At 38.1% G+C, this 15810-nt stretch carries 14 protein-coding genes; 10 read left to right on the plus strand and 4 right to left on the minus strand.

Annotated features, from left to right (window positions below; genetic code table 11):
• Positions 1–118: 118 nt before the first annotated feature.
• From C8K15_RS00360 to C8K15_RS00370, 3 genes are read right to left on the minus strand one after another with little or no spacing between them, the layout of a single operon-like run.
• On the minus strand, positions 119–1447 hold the full coding sequence (locus C8K15_RS00360; RefSeq protein ID WP_108584217.1) for a CoA-disulfide reductase: 1329 nt from the start codon (positions 1445–1447) through the stop codon (positions 119–121).
• Positions 1448–1465: 18 nt separating this feature from the next.
• Positions 1466–2320, minus strand: coding sequence for a DegV family protein (locus C8K15_RS00365; RefSeq protein ID WP_108584218.1), 855 nt, complete (start codon positions 2318–2320; stop codon positions 1466–1468).
• 27 nt (positions 2321–2347) lie between these two features.
• Positions 2348–3154 carry a Cof-type HAD-IIB family hydrolase gene (locus tag C8K15_RS00370; protein WP_108584220.1) on the minus strand — a complete coding sequence of 269 codons (807 nt, stop codon included), beginning with the start codon at positions 3152–3154 and terminating at the stop codon, positions 2348–2350.
• Between the two features lie 137 nt (positions 3155–3291).
• Here C8K15_RS00370 and C8K15_RS00375 point away from each other — a divergent pair, with 137 nt between their 5' ends.
• The 3 genes from C8K15_RS00375 to C8K15_RS00385 all read left to right on the plus strand — a co-directional run bounded on the left by C8K15_RS00375 (position 3292) and on the right by C8K15_RS00385 (position 6735).
• Entirely contained in the window at positions 3292–4065 is a 774-nt protein-coding gene (locus C8K15_RS00375; RefSeq protein ID WP_108584221.1) for a serine aminopeptidase domain-containing protein, read from the plus strand.
• A 49-nt stretch (positions 4066–4114) separates the two neighbouring features.
• Positions 4115–4423 carry a metal-sulfur cluster assembly factor gene (locus tag C8K15_RS00380; protein ID WP_108584223.1) on the plus strand — a complete coding sequence of 103 codons (309 nt, stop codon included), beginning with the start codon at positions 4115–4117 and terminating at the stop codon, positions 4421–4423.
• 194 nt (positions 4424–4617) lie between these two features.
• Positions 4618–6735 (plus strand): ATP-dependent Clp protease ATP-binding subunit, encoded by a 2118-nt coding sequence (locus tag C8K15_RS00385; protein WP_108584224.1) that lies wholly within the window; start codon positions 4618–4620, stop codon positions 6733–6735.
• Between the two features lie 49 nt (positions 6736–6784).
• Here C8K15_RS00385 and C8K15_RS00390 read toward each other — a convergent pair whose 3' ends face one another.
• On the minus strand, positions 6785–6973 hold the full coding sequence (locus C8K15_RS00390) for a YjzD family protein (protein ID WP_108584226.1): 189 nt from the start codon (positions 6971–6973) through the stop codon (positions 6785–6787).
• Between the two features lie 190 nt (positions 6974–7163).
• Between C8K15_RS00390 and C8K15_RS00395 the strand changes: the two genes are divergently transcribed.
• The 7 genes from C8K15_RS00395 to C8K15_RS00425 all read left to right on the plus strand — a co-directional run bounded on the left by C8K15_RS00395 (position 7164) and on the right by C8K15_RS00425 (position 15526).
• Positions 7164–8099, plus strand: a complete 936-nt coding sequence (locus C8K15_RS00395) for a beta-ketoacyl-ACP synthase III (RefSeq protein WP_108584228.1) — start codon at positions 7164–7166, stop codon at positions 8097–8099.
• Positions 8100–8188: 89 nt separating this feature from the next.
• Positions 8189–9424 carry a beta-ketoacyl-ACP synthase II gene (gene fabF / locus C8K15_RS00400; protein ID WP_108584229.1) on the plus strand — a complete coding sequence of 412 codons (1236 nt, stop codon included), beginning with the start codon at positions 8189–8191 and terminating at the stop codon, positions 9422–9424.
• A gap of 349 nt (positions 9425–9773) precedes the next feature.
• Positions 9774–10787, plus strand: coding sequence for an ABC transporter ATP-binding protein (locus C8K15_RS00405; RefSeq protein WP_108584231.1), 1014 nt, complete (start codon positions 9774–9776; stop codon positions 10785–10787).
• On the plus strand, positions 10784–11731 hold the full coding sequence (locus C8K15_RS00410) for an ABC transporter ATP-binding protein (protein ID WP_108584232.1): 948 nt from the start codon (positions 10784–10786) through the stop codon (positions 11729–11731). The genes C8K15_RS00405 and C8K15_RS00410 overlap by 4 nt, the downstream gene beginning before the upstream one ends.
• A gap of 1 nt (position 11732) precedes the next feature.
• Complete coding sequence (gene opp4B / locus C8K15_RS00415) at positions 11733–12695, plus strand: oligopeptide ABC transporter permease (protein WP_108584234.1); 963 nt, start codon at positions 11733–11735, stop codon at positions 12693–12695.
• A 31-nt stretch (positions 12696–12726) separates the two neighbouring features.
• A complete protein-coding gene (locus C8K15_RS00420; protein WP_108584236.1) occupies positions 12727–13638 on the plus strand; it encodes an ABC transporter permease in 912 nt (303 codons plus the stop codon).
• Between the two features lie 73 nt (positions 13639–13711).
• Entirely contained in the window at positions 13712–15526 is a 1815-nt protein-coding gene (locus C8K15_RS00425) for an oligopeptide ABC transporter substrate-binding protein (protein WP_108584237.1), read from the plus strand.
• Positions 15527–15810 lie beyond the last annotated feature (284 nt).

Genomic DNA, 15810 nt, shown 5'->3' on the forward strand with positions numbered 1-15810 from the left:
CAAAATTTCGCAAGTAGTCGACAAAGAACCGCTCATAGTCGACACAAATCCGTGCTTAGACCACACCACAACTATAGAATAAAAAAATCGCTTGAGACTGTTAAAGTCCCAAGCGATTTTATTTTGCTCGGTATCCCGCCATGTTCACTGGATCTTTTGGTGATGAGTATGGTGGAGCATAAGCTAATTCTAGTGCTTGTAGGTCATCCATTGTAAGACCTGCATAGATTGCAGTTGCAAGGACGTCAATCCGTTTGTCAACGCCTTTACCGCCAACTACTTGTGCTCCTAATACTTTACGAGTTGGAGAATCATAATGAATTTTCATGAATATTTTCGCATGATCTGGATAATACCCGGCATTCGAATGTGCTGTTTGGACAACACTTTCATATTTCATATGACGTTCAATTAACGTTGCTTCATTTAATCCTGTTATTGCGACTGATTGAGTAAACACTTTACAAATGGATGTACCAAGTAATCCTTTAAAAGGAATATTGTCGCCTGTAATATGACGAGCCACAATGTAGGCTTGACGGTGAGCTGGCCATGCCAAAGGAACGCGTTTAGCATCGCCTGTAATAAAATCGATGTTTTCTGCAGCATCACCAATTGCATAGATAGACGGATCATTTGTTTGTAAATATAGGTTTGTGACAATTCCACGAGTTTCACCAATTGTTAACTGTGCTTTTTCTGCTAGTTCGGTACTTGGAGAGACACCGACACTCATTAAAATAAAATCAGCTTGTAGTTTTTCTCCTAAATCGAGGTCGAGGTTTTGACCATCAGCTTTGGTAATGAAATTCCCTTTAAAAAGCTTCACACCATGTTCGAGTAATTCCTTTTCCACTAGAGCAGAGCTATCGGGATCCATAATGTTCATCACCTGTGGAGATTTTTCTACTATAGATACCTTTATGCCGAGATTGGCAAGATTTTCTGCCATCTCTAAACCAATAAATCCTGCTCCAACGATGACACAGCTTTTGGGTTGTTCCGTTTTGATATAATGATTAATTTTCTTCATATCGCTGAAGTTTCGTAATGTGAACATTGTGGTGCTATCTAGGCCCGGTGTTTTTGGAATTATTGGCTTTCCTCCAGGTGATAATATAAGGACATCATATGATTCTTCAAAAGTCTGTTGTGTTTCTAAATTTAACACTTCAACCGTTTTTTGATTTCGATTGATGCTTATTACTCGATGTTTTAAACGAACATCAATATTTTTTTCTTTTTTAAATTTTTCAGGCGTTGCTGCAATTAGTGAACTTTCATCTGTAATCTCGCCACCGATAAAATAAGGCATTCCGCAAGCTCCATAAGACATGGTTTCATCTTGTTCATACATGACGATTTTTGCTTCTTTATCATAATAACGAATTTGGGAAGCGACAGTAGCGCCTCCAGCAACAGCGCCAACGATAACGATTTTTTTCATGTATATACGCTCCGTTTCCTATGACGGTAATTGATTTGAAAAATACACACCTAATGTTCCAGGTCCAACATGGGCACCAATTACGGATCCGATTATATGAATTTCAATTTGTTTTGGATGGAATGTGTCTTCAATCATAGCTTTCATTTCAAGTGCAAATGCTTCATCATCCCCATGACTGATAGCGATGGTTTGTTCATGAAGCCTTTCGCCTCGTTCTTCCATGATTTCAAGAATACGTTTTAAGACCTTTTTACGTCCTCTTAACTTTTCAATTGGCACAAGCTTGCCGTTTTCCACGTGAAGTAGGGGCTTAATATTTAACAATCCCCCGATAATCGCACTTGTTTTCGTGACTCGTCCACCACGAGCCATGTAATCTAAATCTTCAACTGTAAATAAATGTTCCATATGTGTAGCTTTAAAAGAAATAATTTCCACGATTCTCTCTATAGGTTCACCAAGTTGTTGTAAACGAACCGCTTCTTTTACAAGTAATCCATACCCAAGTGAGGCACATTTTGAATCAATAATGGTTAACTTTAAATTTGGAAACTCTTCTTTCACTTGATCTCGAATCATGACCGCCGTATTATGAGTTCCAGAAAGTTCAGAAGAGAAAGCGATATAAAGGCCTTCTTCTCCGGACTGTGCCATTTCTTCAAAAAGCTTCAAGAATTGTTCCGGTGATGCTTGAGAAGTTTTTGGTTGTTGTCCTTGTCGAATTTGTTCATATACTTGTGTAGAATCAATCGTCATTACATCTAAGTATTCTGTTTCACCAATATGAACCCGTAATGGAATCAATGTTACCGGATTTTTTTCAAAATAAGATTTCGGTAAATCACAGGCACTGTCGGCAAATATTCTCATCTTTTTCCCCCCCGGAAATTTCTATTTCTATAAGTTTAATCGCTCTTGTAAGAATTCTGCAATACCATCTTCATTATTTGAGGCAGTTACTTCATTGGCAATGTTTTTCAGTGGTGAAATGGCATTTCCCATTGCGACACCAGTGCCAGCATATTCAATCATTTCCAAATCATTATCTTCATCGCCAAAGGCAATAATATTTTGTTGTGGAATGTTTAAGTGTTTTGAAACGTGAGCGAGTCCAACGGCTTTATTAAGACCACTTCGTACAATTTCAATAACATGCCAAGGTGCGCCCCATCGTCTATGATCGATGACTTCAGCATGTACATCGTGAAGATGCTGACGAATTGAAGGTACATCATGTTCATTTGCATGAATTAGTAAACTAGTCGGATCGGTTTTCAAATAATTGCGGATGTCTCCGGTTGTGACCTGTGGTTTTCCAAAGCTGAAAATATCAAGTAATTTTTCATCGTGATAATGCAGATAAACATCATCCATCACTTCTGCAATAATGTTATAAAATTTATAGTCGTGAATGGCATCGATCACTTCATTTACGATTCCAAGATTAATGGGCTCATGAATTGGCTTCCAAGTGGGATCTGTTGGGTGATGAACAAAAGCACCATTAAAATTCACGATTGGCGTTTGCATTTTTAATTGATGGTAATAAACTTCACTTGCACGGTATGGACGTCCAGTAGCAATCATGATTTCATGACCGTGTTCTCTAGCCTTAAAAAGTGTATGTAAAGTCTTTTCTGAAATGACTTTTTCATCTGTTAATAAGGTTCCATCTAAATCTAAAACGATTAAATGAGGTTGCATAAATGTGGACTCCCTTCCTACTTTAGTAAAGTGTATCGTCACAACCCGCTATTAGTCAAAAAAAGGTAACTTCAATTTTGAAATTTGCCATTTGTTTTGCTAGGATAATAAGTACACGATGCAAAGGAAGTGGAAGTATGAAGGTTGAAAATGAACGGTGGGGACATATTCCACTATTACATGTATATAAAGAATCAGAAAAAGATATACAAGTACCTGTTGTGATTTTTCTACATGGCTTCACGAGTGCAAAAGAGCATAATTTACACTACGCCTACCAATTAGCAGAAAAAGGCTTCAGGGTTTTACTACCAGACGCCCATCTACATGGCGAAAGACAGGAACCTCTCGATGAAGTCCAATTATCATTACGATTTTGGGAAACGATATTAACTTCCATCGAAGAAATCAATATATTGAGAAATGAGCTCATTAATAGAAATATAATTTCAGGTGATACTAAGATTGGGCTTGCTGGAACTTCCATGGGCGGAATTATTACGTTAGGTTGTTTAAACGTGTACCCTTGGATCGATACTGCGGCTGTAATGATGGGGTCTCCTGGATATGTACAATTAGCCAAAGCGCAAATGTCTCAGTTTGAATCTCGTGGCTTTAAATTGCCAATAACAGATATTGAACGTAAACAAATGTTTGAAACGTTACGTAAATTCGACATTACACTGAACCCAAATAAATTAAATGGACGTCCTATATTTTTCTGGCATGGGATGCAAGATAATGTGGTTCCGTATGAGCCGACTTTCAACTTTTTCAATGCGTTAAAGAAATCGTACGTACATGATCCGCAACGTTTTCAATTTATGACCGATAAAACGGCAAGCCATGCTGTTTCTAGAAAAGGGATGCTCGCATCCACGGATTTCATTGCACACTATTTGTCTGAATAAGAAGCATTTGTTATGATGGACTTATACGAAAGTTGAAAGGGGTATGAACATGGAGCAAGATATGCGCGATAGCATGATGGGTGCACTAGAAAACGTGATTGACCCTGAACTAGGTATTGATATAGTAAACCTTGGCCTTGTCTATGATGTCGAGTTGACAGAAGACGGTTTTGCTGTTGTCACTATGACATTAACATCACTTGGTTGCCCAATGGGACCTATGATTGTCGATATGGTTAAAACTTCTTTATATGAATTACCAGAAGTAAAAGAAGTCGATGTCAAGATCGTATGGACACCAGGTTGGTCAAAAGACAATATGTCTCGTTACGCAAAAATGGCACTAGGTGTTAGATAATAAACTAATAATGCTCCACTTACTGTGAATTATCAGTGAGTGGAGTTTTTTTTTGAATAAATGAGTGAAACCAATAAAAACCAAGGTGTAGCAGAATGCCAGCAAGCGAGTTCAATATTCTTTACAGATTTAATTGTGAAATCGTATAATTAACTCAAAGGTCAGAAAAGGTCAAACTAAGGAGTGTAATGAATATGCAGCAACAACAAGAACAAAAAAAACCATTAGAATTATACGGTCGTAATTTAGTGGAATTAGCTAGAAGTGGAAAGATGGACCCTGTTATCGGTCGTGACCAAGAAATACGTCATGTCATTCGAATTCTTTCAAGAAAAACAAAAAACAATCCGGTTCTTATTGGAGAGCCAGGTGTAGGTAAAACGGCGATTGTTGAAGGATTAGCACAGCGAATCGTGCGTAAAGACGTACCAGAAGGCTTAAAAGAGCGTGATATTTATGAATTAGACATGAGTTCACTCATTGCTGGGGCAAAGTATCGTGGAGAATTTGAAGAACGCTTACAAGCGGTATTAAAAGAAGTGAAAGACAGTGAAGGGCGTATTATTCTTTTCATTGATGAAATTCATACCATTGTCGGCGCTGGCAAAACAGAAGGGGCTATGGACGCAGGGAATATGTTAAAACCTATGTTAGCAAGAGGTGAATTGCATTGTATAGGTGCAACCACGCTTGATGAGTACCGTCTATATATCGAAAAAGACAAAGCATTAGAACGTCGCTTTCAACAAGTATTAGTTCGGGAACCTTCAGTGGAAGATACCGTATCCATATTGCGCGGATTAAAAGAACGTTTTGAATTACATCATGCGGTTCGTATTCATGACCGTGCAATCGTCGCAGCCGCACAGTTATCGGATCGTTATTTAACAGAGCGGTTTTTACCAGATAAGGCAATTGATTTAGTCGATGAAGCTTGTGCGATGATTCGAACTGAAATCGATTCAATGCCACAAGAACTTGACGAAGTGACACGTCGGATGATGCAACTTGAAATAGAAGAGCAAGCATTAATGAAAGAAAAAGATCAAGCAAGTCAACAACGTTTAGCTAACTTGCGTAATGAGCTTGATGCTTTGAAATCTTCTACAGAATCGATGCGTAACCAATGGACGACAGAAAAAGAGTCTCTTCACCAAATTCAAAAAAAGCGCGAGATCTTAGACACATATCGTCGTGATGCAGAGATTGCTGAAAACAGTTCTGACTATAAAACAGCAGGTGAATTGCGATATGGCAAGATTCCAACACTTGAAAAAGAAATTGTAGAACTTGAAGCGGAACTTGAAGCGACTTCAGAAAATCGCTTGCTTCGCGAAGAAGTGACATCAGAAGAAATTGCTTCGATTGTGTCTCGTTGGACTGGAATTCCTGTTACGAAACTTGTCGAAGGAGAGCGTGACAAACTTCTTCGTCTGAAAGAAACATTACAAGAACGAGTAGTAGGTCAAGATCAAGCAGTCCAGTTTGTTACGGAAGCAGTTTGGAGAGCACGTGCAGGTATTAAAGATCCATCAAAACCGATTGGTTCTTTCTTATTCCTTGGGCCAACTGGAGTCGGGAAAACAGAACTTGCGAAAGCATTAGCTGCCAACTTGTTTGATTCAGAAGATCATTTCATTCGTATTGACATGTCTGAGTACATGGAAAAACATAGTGTGTCTCGACTTATTGGAGCACCTCCAGGATACATTGGGTACGAAGAAGGTGGCCAACTAACGGAAATGGTTCGACGCAATCCATATTCAGTGGTCTTACTTGATGAAATTGAAAAAGCTCACCCGGATGTCGCAAATATTTTACTTCAACTTTTAGATGATGGACGCATCACTGATAGTCAAGGACGTGTGGTCAACTTCTCTAATACTGTGGTAATTTTGACATCAAATATTGGTTCTCAATATTTACTTGAAGGTGGCGATCAAGCAGAATCATTAGTAATGTCAGCTCTTCGCTCACATTTCAAACCAGAATTATTAAACAGAATGGATGAAATCGTATTATTTCATTCGTTAAATGAATCCCACTTCACTGCAATTACAGAGAAGTATTTAGCTCAATTGGCAAACCGTTTGAAAGAACAAGAAATTAGCGTAACTTTCACATCACAATTAATTGATTGGGTTGTACTTGAAGGAACAGATGCAACGTTTGGTGCGCGACCTTTACGTCGTTTTATCCAGCGACATGTCGAAACCGCTGTTGCAAAAGCTTTACTGGGTGGGGAATTAATCCCAGGGAGTATGATTGAAGTAACCGTTGTGAATGGTGAAGTAGAAGTATATGTGAATTAAAAAAACGGCCTCTCTGAAGTAGTAACTTCAGTAGAGGCCGTTTTTAATTTTAGTGGTTTTCGTGAACCACTGGCTCGTCTGGTAGAATTGCAGAAATTACGAAAATAAGAACTGCAAAGGCAAGCGAAAGAATTGCACCTAATTGAAAATCAAATGGTACAGCTGAAACTGAACTTACTACATAGTTAAGCGTAGTAACAAGTAGAAATGACCAAATAAATGTGATAATAAATTTCATATTGATTCACCTCGAGACAGACTATTTACTTTTATCATCATATCATATGGTTCCACTGAGAAAAAGAATCTTTTAGCATTCTCTGTAGAAGTTTGGCAAATTCATGACGATGTGTTGAAATATCAACAAAAATTCGTTATTATTATTACCAGGTACTAATATAAGATGATAAAAGAAATGAGGGTGTCTCATGAGTGTGGGGATTATCGGTTTAGGTAGATATGTACCAGAGCGAGTGGTTACAAACTTTGATTTAGAGAAAATAATGGATACAACAGATGAATGGATTCGTACACGTACAGGTATAGAAGAGCGAAGAATTGCGGACGATGATGTTAATACCTCAGATATGGCGTATGAAGCAGCAAAAGACGCTCTAAGAGACTCTGGCATAGAAGCACATCAAATCGGTTTAATTATAGTCGCGACGGTTACACCAGATCAACCATTTCCAAGTGTATCCACGATGATACAAGATAAATTAGGAGCAAAAAATGCTGCTGCGATGGATATTTCAGCTGCATGTGCAGGTTTTATGTATGGCGTTATTACAGCAAAACAGTTTGTTGAGTCAGGCACATACCCATATGTTTTAGTAGTGGGTGTGGAAAAACTATCAAAAATCACGAACTATGATGATCGTAATACGGCTGTATTATTTGGAGACGGAGCTGGAGCAGTTGTCGTTGGTCAAGTTTCTGAAGGACGCGGTATTTTATCATTCGAACTTGGAGCTGATGGTTCGGGCGGAAAACATTTAGTGCAGAATGGACCTTTCCTTGAAATGAATGGACGTGAGGTGTTTAAATTCGCTGTGCGTCAAATGGGCGAATCAGCGGAAAATGTAATCGCTAAAGCTGGTTTATCAAAAGATGAAGTAGATTTCTTAGTGCCTCACCAAGCCAATATTCGCATTATGGAATCTTCTAGAATACGACTTGGATTGCCTGAAGAAAAAATGTCAACTACAATCAAGCAGTTTGGTAATACATCTGCAGCTTCCATTCCGATAGCATTAAAAGAAGAAGTACTAGCAGGAAAAGTGAAAGACGATGATGTAGTTGTCCTTGTAGGATTTGGTGGCGGACTAACTTGGGGTGCCATCTGCTTAAAATGGGGAAAATAATTCTTTTCTAACGCTAAACTTGGAATTACCATAGGGATACTTTAATATACTAAATCTTTTAAGTTTCACATGAAGGGGAGAAAATTATCATGACAAAGCGTCGTGTTGTAATAACAGGAGTTGGAGCAATAACTCCGCTTGGCAATAATATAGAATCGACTTGGGAAGGGATTAAAGAAGGTAGATCAGGCGTTGGTCCTTTGACGCGTGTGAATCCAGATGATTTCCCTGCTAAAGTAGCGGCAGAAGTTAAAGATTTTGATATTGAAACATATATCGAACGTAAAGAAGCGCGTAAAATGGACCGCTTTACACATTTTGCATTAGCTGCTTCGATTATGGCTGTTAAAGATGCAAATTTAGAAATCACACCAGAACTTGGTCTTCGTACAGGTGTCTGGATTGGATCAGGAATCGGAGGAATGGAAACGTATGAAGCGCAGTTCCGTACATTCCTAGACCGTGGCTATCGACGAGTGAGTCCATTTTTCGTACCAATGATGATACCAGATATGGCAGCTGGCCAAGTGTCCATTCATTTTGGTGCTAAAGCGATGAACTCTTGTACTGTAACCGCTTGTGCCTCGGGTACTAACTCAATAGGTGATGCGTTTAAGGTAATTGAACGTGGTGAAGCAGATGTGATGATTTCTGGAGGAGCTGAAGCCCCTATCACGAATATGTCTGTTGCTGGTTTTTGTTCCAACACTGCACTTACGCTTAACACAGATATTAAAACAGCTTCACGTCCTTTTGATGCCAAACGTGATGGTTTTGTTATTGGTGAAGGATCAGGTATTGTTATTTTGGAAGAGTATGAACATGCGAAAGCTCGTGGAGCAAAAATGTATGCTGAAATAATTGGCTATGGTTCTACTGGTGATGCACATCATATTACGGCACCGGCACCTGAAGGCGAAGGAGCGGCTAGAGCCATGCAACAAGCACTTGCAGATGGTGGAATTGACCCTACTCAAGTAGATTATATTAATGCTCATGGTACAAGTACGCCGTACAATGATCAGTTTGAAACAATGGCAGTAAAAACCGTATTTGGCGAACATGCATATAAACTTGCAATGAGTTCAACAAAATCTATGACGGGACATTTACTTGGAGCAGCTGGTGGAATTGAAGCTATTTTCACAGCATTGGCTCTACAAGAAAGTATTTTGCCACCAACAATGAATTTAGAAAACCCGGACCCAATTTGTGATTTGGATTATGTTGCGAATGCTTCGCGCAATCAAGAGATTGAATATGCAATGAGTAATTCTCTAGGTTTTGGCGGTCATAATGCATCACTTTTATTTAAAAAAATATAGTAAAGGTCTCCTCTTAATGAGGAGATTTTTTTTTGCCCAATTCCAACAACTCCTCCAGATTTACTTGGAATATCACGAAAGACTTTATAATTAAATGGAAATTGGCAAAGTAATAACATTTTTGTCTATCTTAACGATAATGGGAACATCACCTTGTTGATTCTGACTTTTTAGAATATTTTTCATTTCAAAATAAAGTAAAAATAGGAAAAAATCAAAAAAGTTGTTGCGGTTGTAATAATTCTGTAATAGAATTTACAACTAGATGACCAATTAACAGAAAAATTTAAATTTTTAAAAGAATAAGTGTTTCGCCACATCTTAGAATAAGCATGAGAGGAGTAATTGTTTGAAACCGACTCAAGAACTTTTGACTATTAATAATTTACATACTGGTTTCAGAGTGAAAGATAAATATTTTAATGCAGTAGACGGAGTCTCAATTCATTTAAAGAAAAACGAAATCTTAGCGATTGTTGGAGAATCAGGATGCGGAAAAAGTACTTTAGCAACATCCATAATTGGCCTTCACGATCATAACAACACCAAAATAACGGGTGAAATCCAATTTAAAGGACTTAACCTTGCTACATTGACAGATGAAAAACTGAATAATGTACGAGGTAACGATATAGGGATGATCTTTCAGGATCCATTGTCCGCATTAAATCCATTGATGCGAATAGGCGATCAAATTGAGGAAGCGCTAATTTATCACACGAGGATGTCCAGAATCGAGAGATCTCATCGTGTCATTGAACTTCTGAATCAAGTTGGAATTCCTAATCCGCAAAGAGTTTTAAAACAATTTCCCCATCAGCTTTCTGGTGGTATGCGTCAACGTGTTATTATCGCCATTGCCATATCTTGTAAGCCGTCCATCATTATTGCAGACGAACCTACCACTGCTTTAGACGTTACGATTCAAGCGCAAATCTTGGATTTACTCAAAGATTTACAGGCTGAAACAGAATCTGGCATTATCTTGATTACACATGACTTAGGTGTAGTAGCGGAAGTGGCCGATCGAGTAGCTGTAATGTATGCGGGGCAAATTATTGAAGAGGCTCCCGTTGAAGAATTATTTAATAATCCTGCACATCCCTATACAAGATCTTTATTAAACTCAATTCCACAAACACATAGTGAAAACGAAAAATTAGAAGTCATTCAAGGTTTAGTACCATCATTAGTGAACTTACCGCGAAATGGCTGTCGCTTTGCTCCACGGATTCCTTGGATTCCGGCTGAGGCACACGAAACAGAACCACAACTTCACGAAATAGCACCAGGACATTTTGTTCGATGTACCTGCTGGAACCACTTTCACTTCAAAGGGGAAGAAGGGGGAAGCTTGTTATGAGTTTTATGGAAATAAAAGATTTGCGCGTGCATTATCCGATACGCGGTGGATTCTTTAATACAATCGTTGACTATGTTCATGCTGTAGACGGCATAAATATGGAATTTGATAAAGGTAAAACCTACGGGCTAGTAGGGGAATCTGGTTGTGGAAAATCAACAACTGGTAAAGCGATAATAGGTCTCGAGAAAATAACGTCTGGACAAATCATTTACGAAGGAAAAGATGTGACGAACCAGCGTCGCCAACGTAATTCTTCGTACAATCGAGATATCCAAATGATTTTCCAGGATGCACATTCAAGCTTAAATCCGCGCAAACGCGTTCAAGATATCCTGGCTGAGCCAATCCGTAACTTTTTAAACCTTTCCGATTTAGAAGAGAAACGAAAAATCAATGAACTATTAGCAATCGTCGGAATGCCTGAGGATGCAAAAGTGAAATACCCTCATGAATTTTCGGGTGGACAAAAGCAGCGCATAGGAATAGCACGAGCGATTGCAACGAATCCAAAACTCATTATTGCAGATGAACCAGTATCTGCACTGGACTTATCGGTACAAGCACAGGTTTTAAATTTCTTGAAAGATATACAAGCTGAATTGGGATTAAGCTATTTGTTTATCTCGCATGATCTTGGAGTAGTGAAACATATGTGTGACCATATTTCGATCATGTATAAGGGACGATTTGTAGAGTCTGGTTCGAAGAAAGATATTTATCAATCGCCTCAGCATATTTACACAAAACGTTTATTGTCAGCAATTCCAACTATTGAGCCAGCGAGTAGGGTGGAACGTAAAGTAGAACGTATTAACGTAGAGAACAATTATCAAATTGAAAATCATCAATACTTTGATGCAAACGGTCGCGTTTATGATCTTCAGTCTATTTCCGATACGCATGCAGTAGCGAAAACGGTAAATAAAGAGGGGGTCATGTGATATGTGGAAAACAATTATCCGACGTATTTTAGTTATGATTCCACAATTATTAGTCTTAAGTTTATTAATCTTTATTATGGCGAAATTTATGCCAGGGGATCCTTTTACTGGAATGGTAACGCCAGATACTGATCCGGCTCGAATAGAAGAATTACGTCAACAAGCTGGTTTTTATGATCCATGGTATCAACAATATGCAACATGGATGATGAATGCAGTTCAAGGTGATTTTGGGAAGAGTTATACGTATAAAGTGGCAGTAGCGGACCTAATTGGGGATCGAGCACTTAATACATTATGGCTATCCTTAGTAAGTGTGTTTTTACTGTATTTAATTGCCATTCCGCTAGGTGTTCTAGCAGGACGCTATCAGAATACATTTTTAGATAAAACGGTTGTACTTTATAGTTTTATCAGTTACGCCATTCCGGTATTCGTTTTAGCCCTAATATTCTTGTTCCTTTTTGGATACAAGCTCCAATGGTTCCCGACAAGCGGAACGGTTGATATCAAATATGAAAATGGTTCCTTAGGTTATATATGGAGTAAATTCTATCATCTTCTGTTACCTGCCATTACGTATGCCGTTCTTGGAACTACTGGTGTCATTCAATATTTACGTACTGAAGTAATTGATGCAAAGTCTCAAGACTATGTCCGTACTGCACGTAGTAAAGGGATTCCCTTAAATAAAGTGTACTCACGACATATTTTCCGGAATTCTTTGTTGCCAATTGCAGCATTCCTTGGTTTTACAATCACGGGTCTGCTTGGTGGGTCCATCTTTATTGAAACAATTTTCGGCTATCCTGGAATGGGACAGTTATTCATTCAATCCATTTCTGGACGTGATTATAGTGTAATTACTGCTTTGGTTATGCTGTACGGATTCTTAACATTATTAGGCAGTCTATTATCCGATATTATTATGAGCATTGTAGATCCACGAATTAGGATAGATTGACGAAAATAATGGTTAAGGAGAGTGTACATACATGAAAGAGCAGACAGAAAGTGCATTGATTCAATCTGAACATCCAGAAAGCTCTCCGCCTACTGGATTTCAAGTCATCATGCGTGAATTTAAAAAAGATAAACTCGCGATGTTTTCACTTATCGCTTTGATAGTAGTGATTGTTGGGATTTTCATTTGGTCTCTATTAATCGATCAGCAACAAATGATGCGTGTTAGTTTACGTGATAAATTCGCAGAACCTGGAGACAAGTTCTTGTTAGGTGCTGACCAAGGTGGTCGAGATATTTTAGGCCAACTAATTATCGGAGCACGTAACTCAATTGCAATTGCTATGGCAGTTACCTTACTTACAGGTGTAGTAGGAATCATGATTGGTTTGACTACGGGTTATTTTGGTGGATGGATAGACAATATCTTTATGCGAATCATCGATTTCTTCATTACGATTCCATCTTTGATGATTATTATTGTCTTCGTTACGATTGTGCCAAAATACAATATTCCAATTTTTATTTTGATTGTCAGTGTATTCTTATGGCCAGGTACAGCTCGTCTGATTCGAAGCAAGGCACTCTCCGAAAGTCGAAGAGACTATATCAATGCTTCGAAAACGATGGGCACAAGTGATGCGGCTATCATTTTCAAAAAAATGATGCCAAATCTTAGTTCCATTTTAATTGTTGAACTAACTTTGAACTTCGCAGGGAATGTTGGAATCGAAACGGGTCTTTCCTATTTAGGATTCGGTTTACCACCTTCGACCCCGAGTTTAGGAACCTTGGTAAGTTATGCAAACAATCCACTTGTGTTATCTGAAAAGTGGTGGATTTGGTTACCAGCATCATTACTCATTCTTTTCTTAATGTTGGGCATCAACTATGTAGGTCAAGCTATTCGTCGATCTGCTGATGCGAAGCAACGTTTAGGGTAACAGCTAAATTAAAATGGTATTAAACGTTTTACGTTTGATATATAGAACAAGAGATAAAAAAGGAGGAAAAAGAATGAACAAAAAGCTTTGGACATTATTAGCATTAATTTTAGCTTTCGTACTCGTACTTGGTGCATGTAACGGTGAAGGTGAAAAATCAGATGGGAAAGATTCACCAGCAAAAGATAATGAAAACGAAGAAGTTGTAGATACAGGAAGCTTCCCGTTGAATGTTGAAAATGAAGGAGATGTAATTAAAGGAGGTACTTTAAAAGTAGCTCTAGTAAATGACTCACCTTTCCAAGGAATTTTCTCATCAGTTCTATATGAAGACGCGTATGATTCAGATATTATGGATTTCGCAAGTAACCTTATTTTTGAAACAGACGGTGACTTCTTATTAACGAAAGATGGAATCGCTGGTATGGAAGTTGATCAAGATAATAATAAAGTAAAAATTACTATCAAAGACGGAGTTAAATGGTCTGATGGTGAACCACTTAAAATTGAAGACTTAATGCAGCCATACCTAATTATCGGTCATCCGGACTACACAGGAGTACGATATGATGTTGATTTCCAAAACATCGTAGGTGCTGTTGAATACCATGATGGAAAAGCAGATGCAATCTCAGGTTTAAAGAAAGTGGATGAAAAGACTTTAGAAATTTCATTCAATAAATTATCTCCAGCTATTTTTAGTTCTGGTGATGGACTTTGGTCTTATGCTGAACCAAGCCATATCCTAAAAGATATTCCAGTTAAAGATTTACTTGAATCAGATGCAGTACGTAAAAACATCGTTACTTTAGGTGCATTCAAATTCGATAAAATCGTACCAGGTGAATCAGTACAATTCGTGAAAAACGAAAACTACTGGAAAGGTGCTCCGAAACTTGATTCAGTATTAGTGAAAACTGTACCTTCAACTTCAATCTCTGTGGCATTACAAACAGGGGAATATCATATGACTGCTAACACTTTCAGTACTGATAAATATTTAGAAATTAAAGATTTTGATAACCTTACTGTACTTGGCCGTAACGAACTTTACTACCAATATATTGGATTCAAACTTGGTAAATATGATAAAGACAAGAGCGAAGTTGTCATGAATGCAGACGCTAAAATGGGCGACGTAAAACTTCGTCAAGCAATGGGCTATGCAATCGACGTAGAACAAGTTTCAGAAGTGTATTACAACAACTTACGTGAACGTGCAACATCTTTAATCCCACCAGTATTCAAATCATTCTATGATGATTCATTAGAAGGTTACACTTATGACGTAGAAAAAGCGAATGCATTATTAGATGAAGCTGGATATAAAGACGTTGATGGTGACGGACTTCGTGAAGACAAAAAAGGCAAGCCACTTGAAATTAAATTCGCTACAATGTCTGGTGGCGATATCGCTGAAGACATCGCATCATTCTATATGCAAAACTGGAAAGATGTCGGCTTAAATGTAACACTTTCAACAGGACGTACAATCGAATTCAACAGCTTCTACGACAAAATTGAAGCTGATGATCCTGAAGTAGATATCTTTATGGCTGCATGGGGAACAGGAACTAACCCTTCACCATCAGGACTTTACTCAAAAACTGCACAATATAACTTTAGCCGTTACACTTCTGAGAAGTTAGAAGGAATATTAGCTGCTATCGATTCTCCAGAAGCTTTCGATGCTGAATACCGTGCTGGTAAATTCCGCGAATGGCAAGAATATATGTCTGAAAACGCACCAATCATTCCAACTCAATACCGTTTAGAATTACGCCCGATTAATAAAAGCGTGAAAAATTACGATATTGACTACGCGGATAAAATTGATTGGAACGAAGTTGAATTAATTTCTGAAGATCCTGCTAAATCTTCTAAATAATTCGAATAACAGGAAAACCCGTGTCTATACGAAAGTATAGACACGGGTTTTTTGTGCTGAATATAAACTAACGTTGTTAAAGGAAACAAAATCACATATTGAAAACCGACTCATTTTTTCGTGATGAGTCGGTTTTTGGATGTAGAGAAATAATTTAACAAAAGAAAATGGGACTAACTTGACGTACTTACAATGACAGCTTCATATAGTAGTGTAAAAGGATGCTTGTATTGATAAAATGGTTAGTGTTTACGATCAGTTACATACTCATTGTGATGAGCCTG

Source organism: Paenisporosarcina sp. OV554, from assembly GCF_003058165.1.
GTDB lineage: Bacteria > Bacillota > Bacilli > Bacillales_A > Planococcaceae > Paenisporosarcina.